The following is a 25,704-nucleotide window of genomic DNA, read 5'->3' as shown; positions in this document are numbered from 1 at the left end:
CGATCATCGCGACAGTCACAGGGCACGCGGTTGAGATCGACGGCACAAGCCTGACAGTCCCATGTGAGCCATGGGGGGCCCATCTGGTGGCAGTTCGCCTTAATGGGAAACTGACCTCATCAAGGCTGTTTACCACCGAGCACGAGGCACGCAGAGCTCAACGCGAATTGGTTTCATTCTTGAATGCCCAGCCTGGGGCAATACCCCGCATCGGTCCTGTATGAGCCACAGCACCCCCGTAGGGCATAGGTTCTTTCGGGGGGAGGGGCGGTACCGCGGGTCGGCGGCACCGTGTGATGTGACACTCGTGCCACGCAAAACAAATCTATTATCATTATCATTGGAGCTAAAAAATGAATGATTTCAATGAAATCCAAGTAACTTCAGCGCAAATTGCTGCAATGCTGGACTTGTCTGAGCCGCGTGTCCGTCAGCTTGCTCAGGCCGGTTGTCTCGTACGCGGATCAAAGCGCGGCCAGTACAAGCTCGCTGACAGCCTCAGGGCGTATAACCTTCATCGTGAAGCTGAAACCAACTCGCCGGCACGACAACGCCGTGAGCATCGTGAGCAAGCAGAACATGCACGCTTTTTGGAAAAACTCGCGATTGAACGAGGCGACGCAATCTCAATTGAGGCATTCCATCACGCAATTTCAGCCATCGAATTAGCTGGCCGGAAATCAATCCAGAGCACTGAGCGAGCACTTATCAATACGCTTTGGCCCCAAGGGAAAAAGGACCTAGCGCTTGTAAACCGCGCCCTGGATGGGGCTGAAGCGACATTCTGCGCTTGGATGAACGTCGCCATCGACATGATCCGGCGTGGTGCTACCGCCGACGATGTACGAGTTCACCTGTTCAATTCACATGCATCGCCACCGGCGGGCCCTGTTGGATTTGGTACGAAGCAAACGCGGGCTCGGAGATCGAAAAAGGCCACGAACGAAGCCCCAGCGGCATAACGAAAATGGCGCCCTGTGAAATGCAGAGGCGCCATTTTCGATTCAGAAATCTCCGAACTTCAGACCACCGAACAACGTCTGTGCTGACCGCGAAAGTTTTCCCTCGATAATCTGTGCCAATCGGTGAGCCGCTTTTTCATCGCCACCGCCATACACATTGATCTCAAATTTATTGTGATTGACCACTGAAACTGGCCCACCGCTGCGACGACCGCTGCTGAGGCTTGCGCCGTGCGGAATGATGGTGCCGTCAGTGCCTGGCACAAACAGCTCTTCGCCTTCCTCGTTGACACGGTAGACGCCACCCTTGCGGACTGGACCACCTTTGGCTCTCGCACCATCGACCTTGATAGACGCACCGCCACCGGAAGGAGGAGCTGCCACTGCCGGATTGCCACTGATGACGGCCGCGACCTGTCGGGCCAGACCAAGAGCTCGCTCTAGGCTTGCGGTTGCAACAGTTGGATTAGCTTCGAACGACATAATCCGCTCTATTTCTGCGGCAATAACCGCGGCCTTGGCCTCTGCCTCATCCCCACCTTGTGCGAGGGCGTGGACGTAATCCCTCATCCCTTGCTGTGCAGCGATGTGCCATTTCATAGTTTCCTGAGCGAGCTGGTCACCAGCTGCTCGCGTTGGATCCTTTGAGGTGAATGCCCCGCTCAGATATTCCCCGACAGCATCGCCCACGAAGTAACCACCAACGCCACCAGCCGCACCACCAATTGCAGCACCCCATGGTCCGCCATATGCTCCAAGCGCAGCTCCGGCTTTTGCGCCGGCCAAAGCGCCACCGGCACCGGTACCGGCTCGCGTGTACCGTTCCGACTTCTGGGCTTGCGTGAGTTTCGGATCATTGGCAGCGTCATAAACATCCAGACCGGTGCCAGCTATCACGGCCGCAGGGCCAAGTACCCTCGTAGTCCGAACAAGCCGCGATGTAGCACCGCCGCCAGCGCCAAGGAGGCCAGCTCGTCCACCTGCTAACCGGCCGCCGACAACGCCACCCACAATCCCGGCCCCGGCAACGGCACCCAACGTTGTGGCAATTCCATAGACTGCCGTGGTTAGCGCCGGAAATGCACGACTCGTTTCGGCAATCTTCTCAGCGAGTGATCCAAGCGGCCCTGAAACGGCATCGAAAGTTTTCTCATTTGCTAGGTCGAGAGCGCTGCTCGAATCCTGCGTCTTGCTCCACGTTTGTGAACGAACGAACTGGGACTCGACATCAACCGCACCACGAGCGGTAGCCAGCTTCGCCTCGATTGCCTTTTGCTCAGACTTGTAGACTTGCAGCGCGATCGAAGCAAACAACGCCTGGCGGTCTGCAAACAGGGCGCCAAACGCGGAGCCTTCTGCGATGGAGGTGGCGCCGTCGATATTTTTTATACGTTCGCTTTGAGTTTTTGCATTGCGAGCATCTGCCAGAAGGGCCTGATATCTCTTATCATCTTCGAGTTGGCGATTAAGAATTTCAGTCAACGCCTCCGGTGCAGCAACACCTTCCTGCCGCCGTCGGATCATGTAGCCTTGCCAGTCAAAGCCGCCGTCTGTCAGCGTCGGATCTCCCGGGCGTGCCTTCACTTGGTCTGACATTGTTTTCTGCAGTTCGCGGCTATTCAGCTTTTGAAGAACATTGATCAGATTATTTGCGGCTTCATCGGTACTGCCAGCTGTTTTCAGCTGCGTCTGGTTAGCAGCCGAAAGATACTCGACTGCGTCGATACCTGTCATGCCGCTACCGCGAAGCAAAGCCATTTGGGCTGGAAGCCATCGCGAAAGATCTTTCAGCTCGAATCCGCCAGATTGTCCCGCCCTGAGCATCTTGTCCAAAGCGAAGGGAATGTCTGCCTGCTCGACGCCATTGACGATCATCGCGACAACTGATTTTGCAATGTCTTCCGTGTTTGCACCGCTCGCAAAAGCCGCTTTCTGGACGGTAGGCAAGACACGCATTGCGGCATCTTTAGCCATAACGCCGGACGCGACGAGCGTATCCAGACCAGCCAGTGCATCATCACGACGACCGCCACCGATCTGAATAGCACGCTGAATAGCGTCAGAGGCTTCCTGTTTTGCGAGTTGCTTGTCCGCAGCGCTACCGTCATCAGCCATAGTACCAGCCAAGTACGTCAGTCGCTCATCGTAAGAAAGGGCCTTGCGAACGGGATTCGCTATGACTGCTCCTGCCGCATATGCACCAGCGGCGGTTCCCGCAAACCCGTAGCCACCAGAACGATTGCTGGCCGCTATTGCTTGTTTACGAATTGGCATCGGCTTTGCAGCTTCAGTTCGCATTTGGCGCATTTTGCTAATAGTCAGCGCCATTTGACGACGGATCTCGCCTTGAGATGTGCTGATTGCGGTTCGGCTATTGAGTCCGAACGTTCTCAGCGAGGTCTCCGCATTGCGAGCAGCAGTGCGCTGTTGATTGAATGCGGCCGACGTCATTGTCAGAGCAGCTCGGGCTGTTTTCAAATCCGACGCCATTTTGGCGGTTGGCTTGGTGGCAGAGGAGAGAGCTGCCTCGAGCGCCTTAACATTAGCGCGAGCGGATCGAAACTCACCAAAGGCTGCAGCCGTGCCACGGCGCAACGCTGAGAACCGTCCAACAGCAGCGGACTTTTGTCTTAGGTGTTCCAGCTGGTTAACAAGGTTTTTAGCGCCCTTCATGCCACCCTTGCCGAGCTTTGAGATTGAGCCCTCAAGGCCGCTAAGCGCCTTTGATGACCCTTTTGCAGGCCCTGAAATGGCATCGATCAGTTGAAGTCTAAGTGCCGCTGTTCTTGTGGTCATAAGTAATACCTCTAATACGTATCGTATTTATATTTGCATTCTAATTTATACTATCAGATTACACCGATTTATGTTATCAACACAGTGTATTCGATAAGGAAAAACTACGATGGGGCAAATACGCCAAGCAGACATTGCTCGTGAACTCGGCATTTCCGAAATGTCAGTGCACAGACTGCGCAAGGCCATGCACATTGGAGATCAGGCGCTATCTGATCAAGCGTGCGTGATGATCCTTACAGCCGCAGAGCTCCAGCATGCTGGGCTGGTTACTAATCGAGCTTGTGAGCTGGTTTCGCGCTTTTCAAGTGAAGTCCGTTATGCAGCTGGTGACAATTCACGCCGTGCTTGGTTGGTTTTCATCGAAGGCACAAAACGCGACGTCATAGTCCCAACACTGACAGGCCGACATCTTGAGGCAGTTCTCGACGTGCACCCGATGAGCATTGTTCTGGCGCTACATGAATTTGTTGCCCGTGCTTCTGAGCGTCTTGCGGCGATGAAAGCAATCTTAGCTCGGAAGGAAGCGGCATGAGCAGACATCAGCAGCCTGAAATGCTCACACGTGCTGCCGCTGTAACCGGTTCTCTGAATGTCGAAGATCGCACAGTTCAAGTGGTTTTCGCCAGTGAGCAGCCCGTACGTCGCTACTCTTGGGATGAGGGCCATTATGATGAGATCCTACTGTGTGGCCGTGACAATCTCGATCTGAGCCGCGCCGACAACATGAGCCTTTTGGACAGCCACGGCGCTTACAGCCTTGATGATCGTTTAGGCACGGTATTGCCAAACTCCATCAAGTTTGAGCTTGGCCAAGTGACCGCGACCGTCAAGCTGAGCCGCCGCGCCAAAGCAGAAGAATTGCTCCAAGATCTGAAGGACGGTCACGCCTTACCAATCTCAGTTGGCTACAAAATTCTAACAACCGAACGCACCGAGCCTCAGCAGGGCAGCATTGCGACCGTTACCGCAACTCGCTGGCAACCAATGGAAATCTCAGTCGTGCCCGTACCCGCAGATCCGACTGCTAAAACGAGATCCCTTAAGGAAAACAACATGACACACCCAGCCAAACGCAATTATATTCGTAATGACCAGCATGAAACTGAAAATGATGAGCAGCGCAATAACGATGAATCCTCAAATCGCAGCATGAACCTACGTGAAGTCCGTGGGTTTGCCGTTGAATTAGCCACTACCACCGGCAACACACAATATTCTGACCAGCTGCAAGCCAAAATCAAACGTGGCATGACCGAGGCCGATGTCCGCTCAGAGCTTCTGAGTATTCTGGTGGAGCACCAAAATAAATCACCTACATTTCCCCATGTAAAAACCCAAGGCATGGATGGGCGCAGTGATGAAGCCGAAGCCCGCATTGAGGCTCTGACTTGCCGTATGAGCGGCGATAAGCCTTCAGAACGCGCTCGACAGTACATGTCCTGGACACTTGAGCAGCATGCCCGTGCCTCGCTTGAAGCAGCCGGCATAAGCACCCAGAACCTTTCGCGTGACGCGGTGTTCGGCGGCGGTAGTACGCGCTCATACGGACAGCACACCACGAGCGATTTCCCGCTTCTTCTGCAGAGCGCTGGCGAGCGCATTCTAATGGCGCAATATGAGGCCGCGCAAAGCCCGATTAAGCAGCACCTTTGCCGCTCCACGACCATGAGCGATTTCCGTAAGGCGCAGAAGATCAAAATCGGTGATATCGACACACTTGCGCCATTGAATGAATCTGGTGAGATCAAAGCCACTTCACGCAGTGAAGCAGCCGAAAGCTATGGTTTGTCCACGTTTGCCAGAATCTTCAGCCTGAGCCGCAATGCGCAAATCAACGATGACTTGTCCGGCCTTGCTGACTGGTCTCGTGCTGCCGGACGTTCAGCCGCTGAAACCGAAAATCAGATCGTCGTCGGTCTACTGCTGTCCAATCCAAAGGTGGGTGAGGACTCGAAGGCGCTGTTCCACGCTGACCATAAGAACTTGGCTGCAGCCGGTAGCGCATTGGATGTTGCAGCCTTATCGGAAGCCCGTAAGTCCATGCGCAAGCAGAAGGCTTTTGGCGGCAAACTTATCGCTGGTGTAACGCCGTCATTCTTGCTTGTCGGCCCAGAGCTGGAGACTGAGGCGGAAAAGATCCTCGCAACTCTGGCAGCTGCAACAACCAGCGACGTCAACCCATTCGGTGGACGTCTCGAGCTTCTGGTTGAGCCGCGTATAGATGACAAATCCTTCTATGTGTTTGCCGCACCATCGAATGCGCCAGTTATCGAATGGGCGCATCTTTCCAGTGCTCCGGGGCCGCAGATTGCTTACCGCGAAGGGTTTGAGTCCTTGGGCACTGACTTCCGTGTTCATTTGGATTTCGGCGCCGGCGTGATCGACTTCAGAGGTGCCTATAAAAACGCTGGCCTCTAAGGTCAATGAGATCCCCACCACTTTGCGGCGGTGGGGTGCTTCCCAAGCGATTGGGGCTCGCGCCGGTGATCGTGAGTATTCAAAATAATCACCCCACAAGCCAGCTGCCGCTCCGTGGCAGTGGTGGCATCCAGCCCTTGTACCGAGCACAACCCGGTGCAAGGGCATTTTCACAGAGGAACTGCCATGTCCATTTTCGACCGCCTAGAACAGACGCTGAGCCGAACAATCGACCGGCAGTTTGCAAATGAGTTCACTTGCAGCCCGGCTCTGCGTAGCCCTAATGGCCGACCGGTTGCAGACCCAAATCGAGTGAGCTGGACGGGAAAAGCTGTCTTTGAGGAAAATGACGTTTATCAAGCTGTTGAAATTGGAAAACGCGAACGCAGCGGCAACGACCTTCACACCCTTGCGACAGGGCATACTTTCGAACTTAGCGTTGACCGTGTGAGCTATCCACTGGCCGACGAAGCCAAACAGGCCGACCGGATCAGCATAAGCGGTGACCCTCGCTCCTTTGAGATCGTCAGCGCAAGACGCGACGGTATGAGCCGGATTGTGTTTCAGCTGGTTGAGATCAGATAGCGCCGCATTCCCTTAACCTGCCCCACCAGCAAGCGCGGCATTGTTTTCAGCGCCATGCACCAGCTCGAATCAAACGCTCTTCAGGGGTCTTCTACGGCTGGAATAAAGAGGGGCGTTTCGAGCGGGACTACATTCAAAAATGTATTTAGTGAGTCACCAATGAGTCACCAGAGCCGCTTTAGTCTAAAAATCTTCTACATCAAAAACTGAGTTAAGTGCTTGATTTTAAAGGTGGAGGCCTCGGAGGGAATCGAACCCCCGTGCAAGGATTTGCAGTCCTCTGCGTAACCACTCCGCCACGAGGCCATCCGTATGTGGTTGAGTGCTGAATAGGTTAAGCCAGATGACTCGTCAAGTGTCCCGACCGTGCTTTCTGTGAAAAATTAAATTTCTTATCAAAATAATACAGATAGCGGATATTTCTGCGCATTATATGCGGGCTCACGCACCAACAAAACCGGTTATTCCGGCAGTTCCGCTTTCTCAGCTTTTTTCCGCGCACGGTATTCCCGCCAACGGCGCATCAAGCCGACTTCAGATTTCCGTCTGATCCGCCTTATACGTTTGGAATCGCGCGAAAGAATAATCAGCCCGAGCGGCAGCATCCAGACACCCAGCACTGGTAGAAAACTGAACACGCCACCAACGATCAAACCGCCACCCAGAATTCGTCGCAACCAGACCGACTGCGGAAGCGGTAAGGTTTTGCCAAACAGCTTTATCCGATGTTTCCCATCGACTCCCTTCTCAATATCCGGTTGTTCTGCTGCCACTTTTGGATCGGCATCTGGATTGTACAATCTGTCAGTCCTGTTTTCAGTTATATCGTATGTTTATAGCGCTATTATATAAGTGGCGTTTCTTTCAAAAAAACACCGCAGCCCGCAAAGCGACATTTTTATTTTAACCCGGAATCAATCCTGAGATTCCACCCGATATGTTTGATTCCGTTTATTTTTATGCGTGCAGCAATCAAATCTGCAATTTTAAGACGTTGAAATCTGCCAATTCAAAAAACTATGAGTCCCATATCAGGCCTTTTAATGCCTGAAATATGCCTCTCACCAACTATTCCGCTAGAATCCTGATAAAAAAGCGAAAAAGGGCTTGGCAAAACCGAAAAGCTTTTGCTATACGCCAAATCGCTGAAAGCAAGAGCACCTGTTCCTCGGTAGCTCAGCGGTAGAGCAACCGGCTGTTAACCGGTTGGTCGCTGGTTCGAATCCGGCCCGGGGAGCCACTCTTTTCTCATAAAGAGCGTGCAATTTTTCAAAACTAAAATGCAAAAGAAATATCTCTAGCGGGATACTTGCATGCTTTTCATTCGCATCTCTTAATTATCTGAAATCACTGATTATTATTGTTTTCGTTGCGCGGCTGCTGCTCTGTCCGCACAGGAAATATCCGCTTCCGTCATAAATCTGCTTTTTACCTGTAGAATATCAAAATTAGGGCTTGGCAAGATCATTTTGCGTTGCTATACGGCTGTCATGCAAATGCAGAGCAACTGTTCCTCGGTAGCTCAGCGGTAGAGCAACCGGCTGTTAACCGGTTGGTCGCTGGTTCGAATCCGGCCCGGGGAGCCACTCTTCTTTAAGAGTTCATAAGTCTGCACACTTCACCAAAACAAATTATCGTAACGCACTGCTGATGCAGAACACTTTGACACGCATATGATTACGTTTCGTCAGAGATTATAGAAACCCCTGACGAAACTCTCAGTCAAATATCCCCTTCGCGCAAGCGATAGCCAACGCCTGTTTCTGTCAGAATATAAAACGGCTGATCCGGCGATTCTTCGAGCTTCTGACGCAACTGGCGCACATAGACGCGTAAATATTGCACATCGCTCATACCGCCCCAAATCTGATTGAGTATGTATGAATGGGTCAGCACCTTGCCTGCGTGCTGCACCATGATACGTAAAATATCATATTCCTTAGGCGAAAGCTTAATCTCCTGCCCTTTAAGTCGCACAATGCGCTTCACCAGATCAACCGATAGCTCACCCGTCTGGAAGACCGGCTTCTCGCCCTGCTCTTGCAGCTTGTGGCGCAGTGCCACGCGGATTCGTGCGGCAAGCTCCTTCATACCGAACGGCTTGGTCACATAATCATCCGCACCAAGCTCCAGCGCTTTCACGATCCCACCCTCATCCGTGCGGTTTGAGAGAATAATCACCGGCAGATCAATCAGCTCCGAGCGCCATTGCGCCAGCAAATCATGGCCGGAGATGTCCGGCAGGCCTAAATCCAGCAGCACCAGATCAGGCCGGTCATCACGCATAATTTCCTTAGCGATTGTCGCGGAGGGTGCTTCAAGGATGGAAAACCCTTCTGTTCCCAGCCCCACGCGCAATAGTTTGCGGATTGGTGGCTCATCATCCACGACGAGGATTTTGATAATGTTCTGCGTCATCAGGAAAATGATCTTTCTTCTGTACTGCCAATGTCACTCATAGCCTCGGCACAAGTGTTCAACGGTAATCTGATTGTAAAAACGGCACCGCTGCGGCCGGAATCGTCGCTGCGGTTTCCTGCTGTAATTGTTCCGCCCATTGCTTCTGTAAAGCCTTTACAGATCGCCAGCCCCAGCCCCGTACCGGCACGCACCTGATCGGACTTGCGCACACGGTAGAAACTGTCAAAAACCCGCCTCTCATCGCCAACAGGGATACCCCCGCCCTCATCCACGATACGCAGCACCACATCGCCCTGCTCGGAGCCTGCCTGAATTTTGATTAGCGTGCCTTCCGGCGCATATTTCGCAGCATTATCAAGAAGATTGAACAAGACCTGCTCAAACAGCACCGGATCAAGTTTCAGCATCGGCAAATCAGCAGCAATGTCCGTCTCAACATGGTGATGCGACAAGATTTTTGCAGCGCGCTTCAATGCGCTGCCGACAATATCGCCCAGATATTGCAATGACTTATTCGGCTGCATGGCACCGGATTCAATCCGCGTCATATCCAGCAAATTGGCGATAAAGCGGTTGAGGCGCTCAGACTCATCAACAACAGTGGTCAAAAGCTCCCCGCGATCCTGATCAGGCAATGAGCCGGAATAATCCTTGAGTGTACCGGCAGCACCGAGAATGGCTGCCAGCGGCGTCTTGAGATCATGAGAGATAGAGGTCAACAAGGCCGAGCGCAAACGATCAGCCTCAACAGCAAGCTGGGCGCGATCCAGATCATCCACCAGCTGAATACGGGCAATCGCCAACGCTGCCTGCTCTGCCAGCGCATCGAACAGTCTTTGCTGCTCCGGCGTCAGAAGCGGCCCTTGGCGGTCATCATCCAGCCCTACAACGCCGATTGTATTGCCACCGGTGCGTAGAGGCATATAAAGCCGCTTGGCACCCGGCAACGTGTCCGCGCCGCGTCCTGCGGGGCGGTCGTGCTCCCATGCCCAGCGTGCAGCGGCAATATCCGCATCGACCAGTGTGTCATCTGGCGGATAACCGGCACGCACGGAAATACTGGTATTGGCCACGCCTTCATCCGGCAACAGCACAACCACGCGCACTTTGAGCATGGCCGCGATCTGATAAACCGTTGCCCAGAGCACATCCTCCAGAGTTCCGGCACCAGCCAGCTTTTTGCTGAACTGATAGAGCCCTTCCGTGGTTCTGGCGCGGTTGCGTGCCGCCAGAGCCTGACGTTGTACCCGCGCAGTCAGATTGCTGGCGACCAGCGCCACACAGATGAAAAACGCCAGAGCAATCACGCTCTCCGGCCCTGCAATGTGCAACGTATAGAGCGGCGGCAAGAAGAAGAAATTGAAAGCGAATGCACTAACCAGCGAAGCAAATAAGGCAGGCCGCAGACCTGAAGCCACAGCTGTCGCCAGCACCGCCATCAGAAACACCAGCGCGATATTACGCACGTCCAGCACATGATCAAGCAATGTACCGGCAACCAGCGCGATCACAATATAGCCGAGACTGAGCAAATAAGGCCGCAGCGAAAATGCCTTATCCTGTGCCACAGCCACCTGCCGCACGGGCGGCACAACTTGCTGCGCACCGGAAATGATGTGAATGCTGAGATTGCCTGCCTTGCGGATCAGGTCATGAGAGACCGAACCTTCAAAAATCTCCCGCAGACGGGATTTATTCGGCTTGCCGATAACGATATGACTGAAATTATGAGTCAGCGCGTAGTTTATAATATCCTGCGCCACATCATGACCGGTCAGCGTGATGATTTCACCGCCCAGTTGTTCTGCTAACCGCGAGGTGGCTGCAATACGATCTTTCTCTTCCTCGGAGAGTGCGGCAGCACGCGATGTCTCCACATAGAGCGCTGTCCACGGTGTTCGCAGCCGGTCTGCCTGCCTGCGGGCATAGCGGATCAGCGCCGCACAGTGCGGCTGCTCATCAATACAAACCAGCACACGCTCGCCTGCCGACCACGGCCCCGATATGGCATTGGCCTGCATATGGCTAAGGAGCTGGTCGTCCACACGCTGCGCCGTGCGCCGCAGCGCAAGTTCACGCAAAGCGGTGAGATTACCCGCAGAGAAGTAATTCTGTGTCGCGCGTTTCGCAGTCTTGGGTAGATAGACCTTGCCTTCTTTCAGGCGCTTAATCAGGTCTTCCGGCGTAATATCAACAATCTCGATATCATCGGCGCGGTCGATAATGCTGTCCGGCACGGTTTCGCGCACGCGGATGCGGGTGATCTGCGCCACAACATCATTAAGGCTCTCCACATGCTGAATATTCAGCGTGGTATAAACGTCAATGCCGTTGGCCAGCAGCTCTTCAACATCAAGATAGCGCTTGGGATGGCGACTGCCAGCAGCATTGCTATGGGCAAGCTCATCCACCAGCACCAGCTGCGGCTTGCGTTCCAGCACCGCATCCAGATCCATCTCCTCAAGCACGTGTCCTTTATAGTCGATACGCGCCCGCGGGATAATCTCATAGCCTTCTGTCAGCGCCAGTGTTTCCTGCCGCCCGTGGGTTTCCACCACACCGATCACCACATCAACACCGTCTGTCAGCAGAGCGCGGCCGGACATCAGCATTTCATAGGTCTTACCAACGCCCGGAGCCGCCCCGAGAAATATCTTGAGGCGGCCACGTGTTTCCTGTTCGGCTTTGGCAAGCAAGGCTTCCGGCAACGGTCTGTTATCGCCGGTGCGCGAACTGTCGTCATTCATACAGAGCTATCCTGCCTGTTATATTGCTCACTTAACCTGATCCAGCGCGAGATTAAGCGCAAGTACATTCACCACCGGCTCACCGATCAGCCCCAGCATTCTTTCCTCAATATGCGCCTCGACCAGTGTTTTCAGCCGTGCCTCATCCATGCTGCGCGCTTTGGCAATGCGCGGGATCTGGAACAAGGCTGCTTCCGGCGTCAGATGCGGATCAAGCCCGCTGCCGGATGCGGTGACCAGATCAACCGGCAACGACTGGCCGGGGTTTTCCGCTTGCAGCTTTGCCACATCGGCTTTCACCCGCTCCAGCAATGCCGCACTGCTTGGCGCCAGATTGGAGCCGCCGGAGGATGCAGCATTATAACCATCCCCCGCAGCACTCGGCCGACCATGAAAATAACGCTCAGAAGTGAATTGCTGGCCGATCAGTGATGAGCCGATCACCTTATTCTCCTTCACAATCAAACTGCCATTAGCCTGAGAGGGAAACAGGGTCTGCGCCACGCTGGTCATAGCCAGTGGATAAGCAATACCGGTGATTACTGTCAGACTGACAATCATCACCACAGCAGGACGTAATTGTTTCAACATGCGTTTATTCCTTACACCAGACCCAGAGCAGCAATCGCCATATCAATCAGCTTAATGGCAACGAAAGGCACGATAATCCCGCCAAGACCATAGATCATCAGATTACGGCTCAGCAGCGCACCGGCACCGACGGCACGATATTTCACACCGCGCAGCGACAACGGGATCAGCGCCACAATAATCAGGGCATTGAAGATGATTGCCGAGAGAATGGCGCTCTGCGGACTATGCAGCCCCATAATATTCAGCACACCAAGCTGCGGATAGAAAGCGAGGAACATTGCCGGAATAATCGCGAAATATTTGGCAATATCATTGGCAATCGAGAAGGTTGTCAGCGCACCGCGTGTCATCAGCAATTGCTTGCCGATTTCCACAATCTCGATCAGCTTGGTCGGATCACTATCAAGATCGACCATATTGCCCGCTTCACGCGCAGCCACCGTACCGGTATTCATCGCCACGCCCACATCGGCCTGCGCCAGTGCCGGAGCATCGTTAGTACCGTCTCCGCACATTGCCACCAGCTTGCCCTTGGCCTGCTCTTCGCGGATCAGCGACAGCTTGTTCTCCGGTGTTGCCTGCGCCAGAAAATCATCCACACCGGCTTCCGCAGCAATCGCGGCAGCAGTCATCGGATTATCACCAGTAATCATCACTGTGCGGATACCCATGCGGCGCAGTTCAGCAAAACGCTCACGGATGCCGCCTTTGACAATATCTTTCAGCGCGACAATGCCCATCAGCTTGCCGTCTTTCACCACAGCCAGCGGTGTGCCGCCTGCCTTGGCGATTGATGCGGCAATACCCTGTATTTCTTCTGTACCCGCCGCGCCTGATGCCTGAGCATGCTGTGACTGCACATATTTCAGCACGGCATCCACGGCACCTTTGCGGATAGAGCTGCCATCCACATCCACACCGCTCATCCGGCTTTGCGCAGTAAAGGGCACAAATACCGCATGCAAATCGGCCATATCACGGGCACGGATGCCATATTTCTCCTTAGCCAGCACAACGATGGAACGACCTTCCGGTGTTTCATCAGCCAATGAGGCGAGCTGCGCGGCATCGGCCAGTTGCTGCTCACTCACACCTTTCACAGGCTTGAACTCAGTCGCCTGACGATTACCGAGCGTAATGGTGCCGGTTTTATCGAGCAGCAGCGTATCCACGTCACCGGCAGCTTCCACCGCACGGCCGGACATAGCCAGCACGTTGAAACGAACCAGACGATCCATACCGGCAATACCAATGGCTGAGAGCAGTGCGCCGATCGTGGTCGGGATCAGCGTAACGAACAAGGCCACCAGCACAATCACCGGCACGGAACCACCTGCATAAGTGGCAAAGCTCGGAATTGTCACAACAGCGAGCACGAAGATCAGCGTCATCCCGGCGAGCAGAATATTCAGTGCAATTTCGTTTGGTGTCTTTTGGCGTTCTGCGCCTTCCACCAGTGAGATCATGCGGTCAATAAAGGTGGAACCGGCAGCCGCAGTAATACGCACGCGTATCCAGTCGGACAGCACCTGCGTGCCACCGGTCACCGCAGAGCGATCACCACCGGACTCGCGGATAACCGGAGCCGATTCACCGGTGATCGCCGCTTCATTGACCGAGGCCACACCTTCAATCACTTCACCATCGGAAGGGATGATATCTCCGGCTTCTACCAGAACCACATCACCAACTTTGAGGCTATTGCCTGCAACGATGGTGTAATTGGTTTTACTGTCACCGCTGAGCAGCTTGGCTTCCGTTTCGGTGCGGGTGCGGCGCAGGGATTCCGCCTGCGCTTTACCGCGCCCTTCAGCCACCGCTTCCGCAAAATTGGCAAACAGAATGGTAAACCACAGCCACAGAATGATCTGGAAAGAAAAGCCCAGATCAGATCCGCCGCCTGCCAGATCGCGGAGAAAAAGCACCGTGGTCAGCATGGTTACAACAGCAACGACAAACATCACCGGATTTTTGGCAAGGCTTCGCGGATCAAGTTTTCGAAATGCACCGCCGATGGCGGGCAGCAGGATACGGGCATCGAGAATGCTCGTAGATTTTGACTGGCTCATGAGAGCACTCCGTCTTAAATCTTATGCGGAATATTTATAAACCACATAGTATTTACAATAATATAGGGTGATAAATTAATGTTCAGACTTAAGTTTCAAACCAGTGCTTTCACAAGGAAAACTCCGCCCAGCATTGCCAGAACAAGGATCAGCACAAGGCTGGTCAGTTTCGGGCAACCCTCTTTTTTCGCGTCACTTACCAGCATATTTTTCGCCGGTTTCGCCGCACGGTTTTGAAACAGCTGCCTCATCAGAAAAGAACTTTTAGCCATGTCTCACCTTTAAAAGAGCTGACCAGAGAGCACTGCGAAATGCTCGACAACAGGGCCAAGAGCCAGCGCGGGGAAGAAGGTCAGGCCACCGACTATCATCGTCACACCAACAACCAGACCGACAAACAGCGGACCCGTAGTCGGCAATGTGCCTGCGGAAACCGGAACTGTCTTTTTGGCTGCCAGAGAACCGGCAATGGCCAGCACCGGTACGATCAGCAGGAAACGCCCCATCAACATCGCAAAACCAATGGTGAGATTATAGAAAGGCGTATTGGCATTGAGACCGGCAAAGGCACTGCCGTTATTGTTGGCACCCGAAGAATAAGCATAAAGCACTTCGCTGAAGCCATGCGGGCCTGCATCCTGAATGCTCGACAATCCCTGCGGCAGAACCACAGCTAATGCAGCAAAACCAAGAATGGCAAGTGAAGGTCCAAGCGTAGCCAGCAGGCTCATCTTGACCTCTTTGGCCTCGATTTTCTTGCCCAGATATTCCGGTGTGCGGCCAACCATCAAACCAGCAATAAAGATCGCCAGAATGAAGAACAGCAACATGCCATAGATACCGGCACCGATACCGCCGAGATTAGGGATCTGCATGTTGAACATCGGCACCAGTCCGCCAAGCGGCATCAGGCTGTCATGCATATTATTGACCGCACCGGTAGAGGCCGCAGTCGTCACTTCAGAGAACAGTGCAGACAGTGCAATACCAAAGCGCGCTTCCTTGCCCTCCATGTTACCACCGGCAACACCCAGAGCCTGCATCAGCGGATTACCACCGGCTTCCGCCCAGTAAAGCACTGTCGTACCTGCAACTACCAAAACGCCAAAGACCGCAAACAATATCCAGCCCTGACGCTGATTGCCAACCATACGGCCAAACACATTGGTCATAGCGGTAGAAATCACGAAAATCGACAGCAGATGGATAAGGTTAGTCAGTGCAGTCGGGTTTTCAAACGGATGCGCAGAGTTGGCATTGAAGAAACCGCCGCCATTGGTACCCAGATGTTTGATAATCATCTGCGAGGCCACAGGCCCCTGCGCAATGGTCTGCTGTGCGCCTTCAAGCGTGGTCGCAATCGTATAATCGCTCAGGTTCTGCGGTACACCCTGCCAAACCAGCACAAGCGTGCCGACAATGCAGATCGGCAACAGCACATAGAGCGTGGCACGGGTCAGATCGACCCAGAAATTGCCGATTGTATTGCTTGAAGACCGGGAGAAACCTCGGGTAATCGCCATAGCACCGGCAATCCCCACCGCAGCAGAAACAAAGTTCTGCACAGTGATACCGGCCATCTGGGTGAAATAGCTCATCGTGCTTTCACCGGCATAGCCCTGCCAGTTGGTATTGGTCATAAAGCTGACAGCCGTATTGAAGGCAGATGTCGGCTCCACAGCCTGCATACCCGCAGGATTATAGGGCAATGCGCCCTGCAGGCGCTGCAACAGATAAAGTGCCACAAAACCGGCAATGCTGAACATTAGCAGCGAAGCCGCATAAACTGTCCAGTGTTGTTCTTCTTTTTCGTGGGTACCCGCAAGCCTGTAGAGGCCGCGCTCAACCGGTGCGATAACCGGCGAGAGCAAAGTCCGTTCACCGGTGAACACGCGGGTCAGATACCCGCCGACCGGTTTAACCAGCAGAATTGTGAGCCCGAACAGGATCGCAATCTGCAATATTCCGTTGAAAGTCATTGGAAGATACTTTCTGTCTTTTAAAGCATTTCCAGCAAAAGTGTGAAACGGTTTTGCGTAGGACAATGCGACAAAACAAAGTGTTAGAAGCGCTCAGGTCTGGCCAGTGCATAAAGCAGATAGAGGCTGAGCAATGCGGCTACCGAGCCGCCGAGAACATAATCAAACCACATGACGCACCCTCACAGCCGGTCACAAACAAGGGCGTAGAAATAGGACAGGCCGATAAATCCGGCGCCTATAGCAATCATGATGACATCCATTTTTCGAACTCCTGAAATTCAGCCCCGCATATGTGCAAGAGCCACCTCCAGCAAAACCGCGCATCGCGACATGCTGAAATCAGGCGGAACTATGGCGCCAAAGTGCATAGTGGTTCGAGAGAGGGAAATGAGGAGAGATATAAAAATCTCATATATAAAACGCTATTATTTTGCGTATCGCGCCAAGCAAATGAAACATCATTAATTATGATAATTCATGATTTTATTTTAATTTCTTAAACTATAAATTTAAAAAAAGCGGTAGTATATACCGCTCTCATAATAATAAAAATCAGCCTTTGCCATAGGTGAAATCATCCACCTTCGGCATCCATTGTGGCGGCGCGTAAGAGGCAGGCTTATCACCAACCGACGCACCGGTATTCAATACCCCTGCCTGATAATCCGCATCAAACAAAGCATAAGGTTGCGGTGAAGGCAGAGCACTTGCGGCATCCAGCTTTGCGCTCAGTTCCGCTGGCAGATGCAACTCAAAAGCCGCAATATTATCCTGCAACTGCGAGAGCTTACTCGCGCCGATAATCAGCGCCGCGATAGAAGGCCGGTTCAGCACCCAGCTCAAAGCCACTTGCGCCATCGGACGCTCAAGCTCTGCTGCCACATCCTGCAAGGCCGAGAGAATGGCGTGATTGCGTGGAGTAAACAGCCCCATACCTTTGCCGGAAGCATCCGTAGTCAGGCGACCTTTCCCAGCCCAGCGATCACCCTCAACGCGGTATTTACCCGAAAGTAGCCCCATAGACAGCGGGCTCCAGACAGTAATGCCTAACCCCATATTCTGCGCCAGCGGCACAAATTCCTGCTCAATATTCCGTTCAGTAAGCGAATATGGCAGTTGCAGACTGATCAGCGGTGTCAGTGCATGACATTCCGCCCATGTCTGCGCCCGCGCCGCATACCATGCAGGCACATCAGACAGCCCGCCGTAACGGATTTTTCCCGTTCGTACCAGATCATCCAGCGTGCGCACCACCTCTTCCGCAGGCGTTATGCGATCCCATGTATGCACCATATAAAGATCGATATAATCCGTACCCAGACGGCGCAGAGAATCCTCAACCGCCCGCATCATGGCTTTGCGGCTGTTGCCGCCTGCATTGGGATTACCTGGCTCAAGACTATTACTGTATTTCGTTGCCAGCACCAGCCGCTCGCGATTGCCTTTCTCACGCATAAACTGCCCGATCAGGCTTTCACTGGCACCCGCACCATAGGAATTGGCTGTATCAATAAAATTACCGCCCGTATCCGTATAATGGTCAAATATCGCGCGGGATGTTTCATCGGCGCTGCCCCAGCTGCCGCTGATACCGCGAATAGCTGCATTGCCGAAAGTCATAGTGCCGAGTGCCATCCGACTGACCCGCAGACCTGAACGACCGAGCGTATAATAATGATCCAGCGCCATGAGCTTACTTTCTGCAAAAGAGAGACCGGACTTTCGATCATCCGGTCTCAACATTATTTTAGTCAATCAGACGTGGCTCACCGACATCACCGGCTGAAGCTTCCATGCCATTGGCAGTCAGAATAGCCTTGATTGTACCATCCTCATGCAGCACTTTGATATCTGCATCAAGTGCGGCGCCAAGTTCAGGGTTTTTCTTGGAGTAAGGGAAACTGCCCTGTCCGGCCTCAGTCGTCGCTTTCACACGATCATCGCTCTTGGCAACTTTCACTTCAATATCCGGCATAGCTCCGGCCTTCTTAGCGACAACACCGGTTGAGAAACCGTCAATACCCACAGCAATACGACCGGCTGCCAGATCCTGCTGCATGCTCACGGAATTCGGATAAAGCTTGAGATTGCTGCCGAGCAGTTTCTTCAGGTCAGCAACCCAGAGATAGCCTTGCACTGTACCAACGCTTTTGCCCTCAATATCCTTGACCTCTTCAAAACCTTCCTTGGTATAAATACCCATCTGGTCATTATAGAGCGGCCAGGACAGGTTCATCACCTTGGCGCGTTCAGCCGTGCGGTACCAGTCACCGGTGGTAATATCGGCTTTGCCAGACAGCACATATTGAATACCCGCAGCAGTATCCACGGCAACAGCTTTAACCTTCAGGCATTCCATCTCGGCGATTTTATTGGCGATGTCGCCGTCAACGCCTTTAGCTTCACCTTCCGGCGAAAGATAGGAATAAGGTGCATAAGTGGTCACAGCGATGGTCAGCACACCTTCTTCAACAGTTTTAAAACTGTTTTTCGGTGTGCAGCTCTGCGCATTGGCCTGCATCGTTACCAGAGCTGTCGCACCGGCCAGAACCGATGCCGCGATGATCATTTTACCCATTGATTTCATAATATTACCCCTTACTGTTTATGTTTATTGTTATATTTATCGCGAGAAACGATCTGCCCGTTTTTCAACCCAACTCACCAGCATGGATGCCGGAATGCAGATCATGGCATAGAGAATGCCTGCCGCCAGCAAAGCCGGAAAATACAGGAATGTTGTTGAACCGATTTCATAGGCACGGCTGATCAGCTCCGGCATGGCAATGGTAAAGCACAAAGACGTCGCCTGAAAAATCAGGATCGAAAAGCCGAGCAAGGCAGGCACAGCCACCCGCAATCCTTGCGGCAGGATCACATAGCGCAAGCCGTCGATGCGGCTCATATTCAGCGCCATCACCGCTTCTTTCTGCCCCGCGGGTACGGATTCAAGCCCAGCACGAATGATCTCGCTGGTATAGGCACCGGTATTCCAGCTCAGAGCTGCAATCGCCGCTACAATCGAAGTCATGGTAATTCCGGCACTCGGCAATCCGAAATAGATGAATTGCAGCAGGATCAGCGCCGGTGCGCCACGCCCGACCTCAACAACCACCAGACTGAGCGCACGCATCAATTTCGACTTTGCCTGCACACCCAATGCCAGCATCAATCCGAACGGAATACCGATCGCCAGACTGGCAAGTGTAACTTTCAGGCTCAGCGCCAGCCCGCCCAGCAGTTCCGGCATCCATGAAATGACATCATCAATCGGAAAATCAATCATCGTGCCACCTTCGCCCGCAGATAGAGATCTGCAGTCCGTGACAGCCATGCAACAGGCAGGCTGAGTAGAATGTAAAGCAATGCCACCACAGCAAACACCTCAAGACCACGGAAGGTCATCTGCGACAACTGACTGCCCTGATAGGCCAGCTCTGTCACACCAATTGCCGAGGCAATCGCGCTGTCTTTGAGCAAGCCAATGGCATAGCTGGCAGCAGAAGGCAGCGATACACGCAGCATCTGCGGTGCAATCACATCTTTAAAAGCGTGATAACGGTTGAGATTAAGCGCTTCCGCCGCCTCGAACTGTCCGTGATGGACAGCCATCATACCACCGCGAAAAATCTCCGCCATATTGGCTCCGGCAATCATGCCGAAACCGGTCAGCGCCGCCATAAACGGACTGATGGTAATGGTGCCGGTGCCAAGACCGAAAAAAATCACGAACAGCCAGACCAGTGGCGGGATGCCACGCACCAGATTGATATAAGCCACCGCAAGAAGGCGAAGCGGCCAGAATTTAGAGCGGCGCATCAGCATCAGGATCAGGCCGAGCACTGTGCCAACGGCCAGAGCAGAGACCGTAAGCGCTACAGTCCAGGGCAATCCGCGAATGATATAAGAGAAATCTGCCAGCATTTAACGCTCATTCACCGCTTTGAGGAAGCGCTGTGCCCGCTCTGTCTGCGGATTGCGCATCACATCGCGGCTGGCACCGCTTTCGATCACCTTGCCATCAGCCATCACCATCACTGTGTCGGAGACGTTCTCCGCAAAGCCCATTTCATGGGTCACGACAATCATCGTCATGCCGCTGTCTGCAAGCCTGCGCATCACACTCAGCACTTCCAGCCCCAGTTCAGGGTCAAGCGCCGAGGTCGGCTCGTCAAACAGCATCACTTTAGGATCAAGCGCCAGTGAACGTGCAATCGCGATACGCTGCTGCTGCCCGCCGGAGCAACGCATCGGATATTGCGCAGCTTTATCGGCAAGGCCGACCTTCTCCAGCAAATCCATTGAGCGTTCATCTGCTTCTTTTTTAGAGCGGCCAAGCACGCGCTCCTGCGCCAAACTGACATTGCGCAGCACGCTCATATGCGGAAACAGGTTAAACGACTGAAACACCATGCCGATAGAATGGCGCAGATCATGCAATTGTTTGGCAGAGGCTTTTTTCTCGGCATGCAGGGTCACATCGCCAACCGTGACAATGCCGGCATCCGGCGGCTCGATATAATTGATGCAACGCAGCAATGTGCTTTTGCCCGAACCTGACGGCCCGATGATCGCCAGTACCTCGCCGGAGGTTACTGTCAGATCAATCTCTTTGAGAACAATATGCGCGCCATAATGCTTTTGCAGTTTTTCAAGCCGGATAACGGTTTTCTGACTGGTTTTCACCCGCAGCTTCTCCCCTTACGCAGTCTCACGGCTTAATTCTGCACGAGCAGAAAAAGTTAAAACCATGATATTTCAACGGATTACAGCGTTCTTTTGTTTCAGGTGAAACTGACGCCTTTTTCCCCTAAACAGGCTTCGCAAAAGTGCCTACGGCCCTCCGGCAAAACCTGCAATCATTCAAAAAGCTAGCAGTTTCAGCAAAAAGCGCTCCTGAGACTGCACAGCATCGTCTTTTATACATGACAGAAGACATCCCGCCATCCGCCCGTTTTATTCCTGAAAGAACAGCTTAGGCAAACTGGCCGGTGCAGCGAGAGTATAAAAATTGAGGGTATCCATAACCTCTGATTATGAGGTAGCAGTGCTTAAAAGTTATTGCTCAATTTACGACCATAAAGCGGATTATGCAGCATTATATGTCGCATACAGACCCATCGGGAATTTTTCTTTCTGAATATGCAAATCTTGCATAACATTCAAAAAACAAAGCATTGGTTCCGCAGGTGTTTTTTTCATAGCTTCACCCACAACAGATTCCCATAAAATTTTAACGCTAAGGAATGCGTTGTGAGCCGAATTGTATATGTAAACGGTGCCTATGTCCCTGAAGAAGAAGCCAAAATTTCGGTATTCGACCGCGGATTTGTTTTTGCTGACGGGATCTATGAAGTCAGTGCAGTGATCGATGGCAAGCTGGTTGACAATGATGCCCATATGGCGCGTCTCGGCCGTTCGCTGAAAATGATTGATGTACCGGCGCCGATGAGCGACGAAGACATCATCGCCATGCAGAAAGAGCTGATCAAGCGTAACAACCTCACCGAAGGTGTGGTTTATATGCAGATCACCCGCGGTGCTGCTGATCGTGACTTTGTTTACAGTAAAGATATGGCACCTACGCTGGTTGCTTACACTCAGGTCAAAAACCTGACATCTTCAGCGGGTCAGAAAAATGGCATTGCTATTCATGTTGTGGAAGACATCCGCTGGCAGCGCCGCGACATTAAAACTGTGATGTTGCTGGCACAGGTTATTGCCAAACAGGAAGCAACCGCTCATGGTTGTCAGGACGCATGGATGCAGGAAGACGGCTATATCACTGAAGGTGCCTCTTCCAGCGCATTCATCATCACCGCAGAAGGCACACTGATCGTGCGCCCGAACTCCAATGCAATTCTGCCGGGCTGCACACGTCTTGCCATGCTGAAAATTGCAGAAGAGCAGAACCTGAAGATTGAAGAACGCCGCTTTACGCTTGAAGAAGCCTTTAAAGCCAAAGAAGCGTTCCAGACCAGTGCCTCCGGCTTTGTAACGCCTGTTGTGAAAATCGCAGGAACTGTCATTGCCGATGGCAAACCGGGTGCAATTACTCGCAGCCTGCAGGAAAAATATATCGAGATTGCTAAAGCAGCTTAGAAAAAGCGGGAACCGGTTTTTCGTTAAAAACTGCGTTTCAAAAAGCTTTCATCTTAATTGACTGCTCTGAATATATAAATTTCGTCCGGCCATAATTTCGCAATTCTGGCCGGATACCGTAATGATCGCAAGCGCCCCATGAAACGGTTCTGATCTTTTGGGCCTCCCCCGGAAAAGACCGTTTTAATTCCTTGGCACTGATCATATGTCAGGCATTAGCACCACACTGAAACGGCAATACCGCCGCAGAAGTGATATTGCCGTTTCTTTTTAATGCCTGATGACAATGCGCTGACAGCCCACCGGAATCCGGTCGGGCTGTCATTCTTTATTAAGGGCTTATTGGCTTTATCAAGAGCTTATCGGCTCTACCCATCTCCTACCGACCCGCAATTACGGATTTTACAGGATTTCCCCATGTCAGCTTCAGCACGCGATTTTGGTATTGTTTGCGGCATCATGCCGACCGGCGCGCATAATGCCATTACCGATGTTCCGGGCGTTAAAGTCGGCCACACTACTATCCGTGAAGGCAATGTGAATACCGGCGTTACCGCCATTCTGCCCCATGATGGCAATCTGTTCCGAAAGAAAGTTCTGGCTGCTTCTGAATCCATCAACGGTTTCGGCAAAAGCGCCGGTCTTGTGCAGGTCAATGAACTTGGCTCACTTGAAACCCCGATCCTGTTGACCAACACTCTCAGCACCGGCACTTGCGTGAACGCGCTGATCAAGCGTGCCATTGCTGCTAACAGCGATATTGGCCGCACCACTTCAACCGTCAATGCAGTTGTCGGTGAATGTAATGACGGCCCGCTTAACGACATTCAGGCGATGGCCGTTACTGAGGAGCACGCCTTCGCGGCACTTGATGCAGCAACTTCCGGCGCGGTGGTACAGGGCAATGTGGGCGCTGGTACAGGCATGACGTGCTTCGGGTTTAAAGGCGGTATCGGCACCTCTTCCCGCCGCATCAAGCTGGACGGCAAAGACTATCATCTGGGCACTTTGGTGCTTTCCAATTTCGGCCGTAAAGGCGATCTGACACTGCCGGATGGCCGCCATCCGACGCCGGACTTCCCTGATCAACCGGAAAAAGGTTCGATCATGATGATTATGGCAACGGATATCCCGCTGGAACACCGCCAGTTGCAGCGCGTCATTCGCCGCTGCGGTGCAGGTATTGCACGTCTTGGTGCATTTTGGGGTCATGGCAGTGGTGATATTGTTATCGGCTTTACCACCGGCGTAACCATTGATCATGATCAGAAATCGGATTTGGTGACCATGCAGGCACTGAATGAAGACAAGATTGATCAGCTGTTCCGCGCGGCAACAGAATCCACACAGGAAGCCATTCTCAACTCCATGTGCGCTGCTGAAAGCTTTACCGGCCGCGACGGCAACAGCCGTAAATCGCTGGCAGACTGGCTGAAGTTGAATAGCTAAAAAAACGATAAAAAATAAAGCCTGCCGTGATAATCGCTGCAGGCTTTTTCTTAATTTATCCAGAGACCGTAAAAGCCACTTCGGCATTAGCTTTCAGCGTATTGCTGACCGTGCACATGGCTTCGGCTGTTTCTGCCAGCTCATGGCGTTCAACCTCAGAAAGATCACCGGCAAAGAGAAACTGCACATCAAACCGCGTGATGCGATATGGCTCATGCTCCGTCTTCTCACCGCTGACCTTAACCTCATAGCTGCTGATCCGCTCAACCAAACCAAGCTTGCGTGCGGCTATGCGTGCACTCATCACCAGACAAGCCGAGAGAGAGGCATAAAGCAGATCAATCGCGTTGAAACCCGCACCGGAGACAGTGTTCTCCAGTGTCAGTTCACCGCCGGTCAGCGAGTGGATTACCGGCTTCTCCTGCCCCTGCAATATTGCCACTGCGCCTGTTTCTCTGGTTCGTACTGCTAATCCAACCATGCTCTTATTCCGGTTTCAACCCAACGGCTTCCGCCAGCAATTCAAAAGAATGCAAGCGCGCCTGATGGTCGAAAATCTGCGCTGTAATCATCAGTTCGTCAACACCGGTACGCGCAACAAAAGCATCAATGCCCTTACGTACAGTCTCAACATTGCCAACAGCCGAGCAGGCAAGCGCGGCCTTGATGATCGGCACAAAGCGCGGGTCGAGATTTTCCTCATAGCCCTCTACCGGCGGCGGCAATTGCCCCGCATTGTTGGTGCGCAAATTCACAAAGGCCTGCTGGATGGATGTGAAAAGCAGTTTCGCCTCATCATCCGTGTCGGCAGCGAAAACATTGAAACCGGCCATGACATACGGCTTGTCGAGATATTGCGATGGCTCAAACCGGTGCCGGTAAAGTGCAATTGCATCATCCAGATCACCCGGCGCAAAGTGTGAAGCGAAAGCATAAGGCAGGCCAAGCATTGCCGCCAGTTGCGCACCAAACAGGCTGGAGCCCAGAATCCAAACCGGCACATTGAGGCCGGAACCCGGATAGGCGCGCACCCGCTGATCAGTGGTCGGTTGCCCGAAATAGCTCAGCAACTCCACCACATCCTGCGGAAAGGATTGCGCATCCGAACTGGAATTGCGCCGCAAGGCATAGGATGTCACCTGATCCGTGCCCGGTGCGCGGCCAAGGCCTAAATCAATACGGTCAGGATAAAGCGAGGCCAGCGTGCCAAATTGTTCGGCAATTACCAGAGGCGAATGGTTCGGCAGCATAATACCGCCTGCCCCGACACGGATGGATTTTGTGGCTCCGGCCACATGGCCGATCAGCACGGCTGTCGCCGCACTGGCAATGCCCGGCATATTATGATGCTCGGCCAGCCAATAACGCCGGAAGCCGAGTTTCTCAGTATGTTGTGCAAGCTCAACAGTGTTTTGCATGGCTTGCGCTGCGGTGCTGCCGAGTGTGATCGGCGCGAGATCGAGTACGGAATATTTGGTCATGCAATGATATATATAGCAATGACTACACAATACCAGAGGCTGCAATCATCAGACTGAATAATTTTGTATTTTTTGTCTGAATAACTCCGGATGCA

22 protein-coding genes and 3 tRNA genes are annotated in these 25,704 nt (G+C 52.9%); 8 read left to right on the top strand and 17 right to left on the bottom strand.

The window, feature by feature from the left end; translation table 11 throughout:
• Positions 1-353: 353 nt before the first annotated feature.
• Positions 354-962: a hypothetical protein gene (locus P8H26_RS01960; RefSeq protein ID WP_289631163.1), complete on the top strand. Its 609-nt coding sequence runs from the start codon at positions 354-356 to the stop codon at positions 960-962.
• A 42-nt stretch (positions 963-1,004) separates the two neighbouring features.
• On the opposite strand, the gene P8H26_RS01955 is transcribed toward P8H26_RS01960, so the two are convergent.
• Positions 1,005-3,758 carry a phage tail tape measure protein gene (locus P8H26_RS01955; protein ID WP_289631162.1) on the bottom strand — a complete coding sequence of 918 codons (2,754 nt, stop codon included), beginning with the start codon at positions 3,756-3,758 and terminating at the stop codon, positions 1,005-1,007.
• 109 nt (positions 3,759-3,867) lie between these two features.
• Between P8H26_RS01955 and P8H26_RS01950 the strand changes: the two genes are divergently transcribed.
• The 3 genes from P8H26_RS01950 (at position 3,868) to P8H26_RS01940 (ending at position 6,764) form a co-directional block, all read left to right on the top strand.
• Positions 3,868-4,293 carry a hypothetical protein gene (locus tag P8H26_RS01950; protein WP_289631161.1) on the top strand — a complete coding sequence of 142 codons (426 nt, stop codon included), beginning with the start codon at positions 3,868-3,870 and terminating at the stop codon, positions 4,291-4,293.
• The gene (locus tag P8H26_RS01945) at positions 4,290-6,179 is read left to right on the top strand and encodes a prohead protease/major capsid protein fusion protein (protein ID WP_289631160.1); all 1,890 of its coding nucleotides are present in this window, start codon (positions 4,290-4,292) and stop codon (positions 6,177-6,179) included. Before P8H26_RS01950 ends, P8H26_RS01945 begins: the two co-directional genes overlap by 4 nt.
• A gap of 186 nt (positions 6,180-6,365) precedes the next feature.
• Entirely contained in the window at positions 6,366-6,764 is a 399-nt protein-coding gene (locus P8H26_RS01940) for a hypothetical protein (RefSeq protein ID WP_289631159.1), read from the top strand.
• 232 nt (positions 6,765-6,996) lie between these two features.
• On the opposite strand, the gene P8H26_RS01935 is transcribed toward P8H26_RS01940, so the two are convergent.
• Both P8H26_RS01935 and P8H26_RS01930 read right to left on the bottom strand, forming a co-directional pair.
• Positions 6,997-7,070, bottom strand: a tRNA-Cys gene (locus tag P8H26_RS01935).
• A gap of 155 nt (positions 7,071-7,225) precedes the next feature.
• Positions 7,226-7,516: a hypothetical protein gene (locus tag P8H26_RS01930; RefSeq protein ID WP_289631233.1), complete on the bottom strand. Its 291-nt coding sequence runs from the start codon at positions 7,514-7,516 to the stop codon at positions 7,226-7,228.
• A 413-nt stretch (positions 7,517-7,929) separates the two neighbouring features.
• Here P8H26_RS01930 and P8H26_RS01925 point away from each other — a divergent pair.
• Both P8H26_RS01925 and P8H26_RS01920 read left to right on the top strand, forming a co-directional pair.
• A tRNA-Asn gene (locus P8H26_RS01925) sits at positions 7,930-8,004 on the top strand.
• 271 nt (positions 8,005-8,275) lie between these two features.
• A tRNA-Asn gene (locus tag P8H26_RS01920) sits at positions 8,276-8,350 on the top strand.
• Between the two features lie 136 nt (positions 8,351-8,486).
• On the opposite strand, the gene P8H26_RS01915 is transcribed toward P8H26_RS01920, so the two are convergent.
• From P8H26_RS01915 to P8H26_RS01860, 12 genes are all read right to left on the bottom strand, one after another.
• On the bottom strand, positions 8,487-9,182 hold the full coding sequence (locus P8H26_RS01915; protein WP_289631158.1) for a response regulator transcription factor: 696 nt from the start codon (positions 9,180-9,182) through the stop codon (positions 8,487-8,489).
• The gene (locus tag P8H26_RS01910) at positions 9,182-11,932 is read right to left on the bottom strand and encodes a sensor histidine kinase KdpD (RefSeq protein WP_289631157.1); all 2,751 of its coding nucleotides are present in this window, start codon (positions 11,930-11,932) and stop codon (positions 9,182-9,184) included. The genes P8H26_RS01915 and P8H26_RS01910 overlap by 1 nt, the downstream gene beginning before the upstream one ends.
• A gap of 27 nt (positions 11,933-11,959) precedes the next feature.
• On the bottom strand, positions 11,960-12,523 hold the full coding sequence (gene kdpC, locus P8H26_RS01905; protein WP_289631156.1) for a potassium-transporting ATPase subunit KdpC: 564 nt from the start codon (positions 12,521-12,523) through the stop codon (positions 11,960-11,962).
• A gap of 11 nt (positions 12,524-12,534) precedes the next feature.
• Positions 12,535-14,595 (bottom strand): potassium-transporting ATPase subunit KdpB, encoded by a 2,061-nt coding sequence (kdpB, locus tag P8H26_RS01900; protein ID WP_289631155.1) that lies wholly within the window; start codon positions 14,593-14,595, stop codon positions 12,535-12,537.
• A gap of 95 nt (positions 14,596-14,690) precedes the next feature.
• The gene (locus tag P8H26_RS01895; protein ID WP_289631154.1) at positions 14,691-14,867 is read right to left on the bottom strand and encodes a hypothetical protein; all 177 of its coding nucleotides are present in this window, start codon (positions 14,865-14,867) and stop codon (positions 14,691-14,693) included.
• Between the two features lie 9 nt (positions 14,868-14,876).
• A complete protein-coding gene (kdpA, locus tag P8H26_RS01890; RefSeq protein WP_289631153.1) occupies positions 14,877-16,574 on the bottom strand; it encodes a potassium-transporting ATPase subunit KdpA in 1,698 nt (565 codons plus the stop codon).
• Between the two features lie 83 nt (positions 16,575-16,657).
• Complete coding sequence (locus tag P8H26_RS01885; RefSeq protein ID WP_022711895.1) at positions 16,658-16,747, bottom strand: potassium-transporting ATPase subunit F; 90 nt, start codon at positions 16,745-16,747, stop codon at positions 16,658-16,660.
• 382 nt (positions 16,748-17,129) lie between these two features.
• Positions 17,130-18,266 carry an aldo/keto reductase gene (locus P8H26_RS01880; RefSeq protein ID WP_289631152.1) on the bottom strand — a complete coding sequence of 379 codons (1,137 nt, stop codon included), beginning with the start codon at positions 18,264-18,266 and terminating at the stop codon, positions 17,130-17,132.
• Positions 18,267-18,324: 58 nt separating this feature from the next.
• Positions 18,325-19,164, bottom strand: a complete 840-nt coding sequence (locus P8H26_RS01875) for an ABC transporter substrate-binding protein (protein WP_289631151.1) — start codon at positions 19,162-19,164, stop codon at positions 18,325-18,327.
• A gap of 36 nt (positions 19,165-19,200) precedes the next feature.
• Positions 19,201-19,863: an amino acid ABC transporter permease gene (locus P8H26_RS01870; protein WP_289631150.1), complete on the bottom strand. Its 663-nt coding sequence runs from the start codon at positions 19,861-19,863 to the stop codon at positions 19,201-19,203.
• On the bottom strand, positions 19,860-20,501 hold the full coding sequence (locus tag P8H26_RS01865) for an amino acid ABC transporter permease (protein ID WP_289631149.1): 642 nt from the start codon (positions 20,499-20,501) through the stop codon (positions 19,860-19,862). Before P8H26_RS01865 ends, P8H26_RS01870 begins: the two co-directional genes overlap by 4 nt.
• A complete protein-coding gene (locus tag P8H26_RS01860) occupies positions 20,502-21,263 on the bottom strand; it encodes an amino acid ABC transporter ATP-binding protein (protein ID WP_289631148.1) in 762 nt (253 codons plus the stop codon).
• 567 nt (positions 21,264-21,830) lie between these two features.
• Between P8H26_RS01860 and P8H26_RS01855 the strand changes: the two genes are divergently transcribed.
• On the top strand, positions 21,831-22,679 hold the full coding sequence (locus P8H26_RS01855) for a D-amino-acid transaminase (protein WP_289631147.1): 849 nt from the start codon (positions 21,831-21,833) through the stop codon (positions 22,677-22,679).
• Positions 22,680-23,096: 417 nt separating this feature from the next.
• Entirely contained in the window at positions 23,097-24,128 is a 1,032-nt protein-coding gene (locus P8H26_RS01850) for a P1 family peptidase (RefSeq protein WP_289631146.1), read from the top strand.
• Between the two features lie 55 nt (positions 24,129-24,183).
• On the opposite strand, the gene P8H26_RS01845 is transcribed toward P8H26_RS01850, so the two are convergent.
• Both P8H26_RS01845 and P8H26_RS01840 read right to left on the bottom strand, forming a co-directional pair.
• Entirely contained in the window at positions 24,184-24,609 is a 426-nt protein-coding gene (locus P8H26_RS01845; protein ID WP_289631145.1) for an OsmC family protein, read from the bottom strand.
• Between the two features lie 4 nt (positions 24,610-24,613).
• Positions 24,614-25,609 (bottom strand): LLM class flavin-dependent oxidoreductase, encoded by a 996-nt coding sequence (locus tag P8H26_RS01840; protein ID WP_289631144.1) that lies wholly within the window; start codon positions 25,607-25,609, stop codon positions 24,614-24,616.
• Positions 25,610-25,704 lie beyond the last annotated feature (95 nt).

The sequence above is a fragment of the Pseudochrobactrum sp. sp1633 genome (assembly GCF_030376605.1).
Classification (GTDB): domain Bacteria; phylum Pseudomonadota; class Alphaproteobacteria; order Rhizobiales; family Rhizobiaceae; genus Pseudochrobactrum.
Note: the sequence above shows the minus strand (reverse complement) of the source record. Positions and strands in the feature narration are given on the sequence as shown.

What these genes read in the sequence shown, in the direction of transcription:
- P8H26_RS01955 (WP_289631162.1), bottom strand. Translation starts at nt 3,758, where the DNA reads ATGACCACAAGAACAGCGGCACTTAGACTTCAACTGATCGATGCCATT.
- P8H26_RS01885 (WP_022711895.1), bottom strand. Translation starts at nt 16,747, where the DNA reads ATGTGGTTTGATTATGTTCTCGGCGGCTCGGTAGCCGCATTGCTCAGC.
- kdpA (WP_289631153.1), bottom strand. Translation starts at nt 16,574, where the DNA reads ATGACTTTCAACGGAATATTGCAGATTGCGATCCTGTTCGGGCTCACA.
- P8H26_RS01910 (WP_289631157.1), bottom strand. Translation starts at nt 11,932, where the DNA reads ATGAATGACGACAGTTCGCGCACCGGCGATAACAGACCGTTGCCGGAA.
- P8H26_RS01875 (WP_289631151.1), bottom strand. Translation starts at nt 19,164, where the DNA reads ATGAAATCAATGGGTAAAATGATCATCGCGGCATCGGTTCTGGCCGGT.
- P8H26_RS01940 (WP_289631159.1), top strand. Translation starts at nt 6,366, where the DNA reads ATGTCCATTTTCGACCGCCTAGAACAGACGCTGAGCCGAACAATCGAC.
- kdpC (WP_289631156.1), bottom strand. Translation starts at nt 12,523, where the DNA reads ATGTTGAAACAATTACGTCCTGCTGTGGTGATGATTGTCAGTCTGACA.
- P8H26_RS01850 (WP_289631146.1), top strand. Translation starts at nt 23,097, where the DNA reads ATGTCAGCTTCAGCACGCGATTTTGGTATTGTTTGCGGCATCATGCCG.
- P8H26_RS01950 (WP_289631161.1), top strand. Translation starts at nt 3,868, where the DNA reads ATGGGGCAAATACGCCAAGCAGACATTGCTCGTGAACTCGGCATTTCC.
- P8H26_RS01845 (WP_289631145.1), bottom strand. Translation starts at nt 24,609, where the DNA reads ATGGTTGGATTAGCAGTACGAACCAGAGAAACAGGCGCAGTGGCAATA.
- P8H26_RS01960 (WP_289631163.1), top strand. Translation starts at nt 354, where the DNA reads ATGAATGATTTCAATGAAATCCAAGTAACTTCAGCGCAAATTGCTGCA.
- P8H26_RS01895 (WP_289631154.1), bottom strand. Translation starts at nt 14,867, where the DNA reads ATGGCTAAAAGTTCTTTTCTGATGAGGCAGCTGTTTCAAAACCGTGCG.
- P8H26_RS01880 (WP_289631152.1), bottom strand. Translation starts at nt 18,266, where the DNA reads ATGGCGCTGGATCATTATTATACGCTCGGTCGTTCAGGTCTGCGGGTC.
- P8H26_RS01840 (WP_289631144.1), bottom strand. Translation starts at nt 25,609, where the DNA reads ATGACCAAATATTCCGTACTCGATCTCGCGCCGATCACACTCGGCAGC.
- P8H26_RS01865 (WP_289631149.1), bottom strand. Translation starts at nt 20,501, where the DNA reads ATGCTGGCAGATTTCTCTTATATCATTCGCGGATTGCCCTGGACTGTA.
- P8H26_RS01945 (WP_289631160.1), top strand. Translation starts at nt 4,290, where the DNA reads ATGAGCAGACATCAGCAGCCTGAAATGCTCACACGTGCTGCCGCTGTA.
- P8H26_RS01915 (WP_289631158.1), bottom strand. Translation starts at nt 9,182, where the DNA reads ATGACGCAGAACATTATCAAAATCCTCGTCGTGGATGATGAGCCACCA.
- kdpB (WP_289631155.1), bottom strand. Translation starts at nt 14,595, where the DNA reads ATGAGCCAGTCAAAATCTACGAGCATTCTCGATGCCCGTATCCTGCTG.
- P8H26_RS01870 (WP_289631150.1), bottom strand. Translation starts at nt 19,863, where the DNA reads ATGATTGATTTTCCGATTGATGATGTCATTTCATGGATGCCGGAACTG.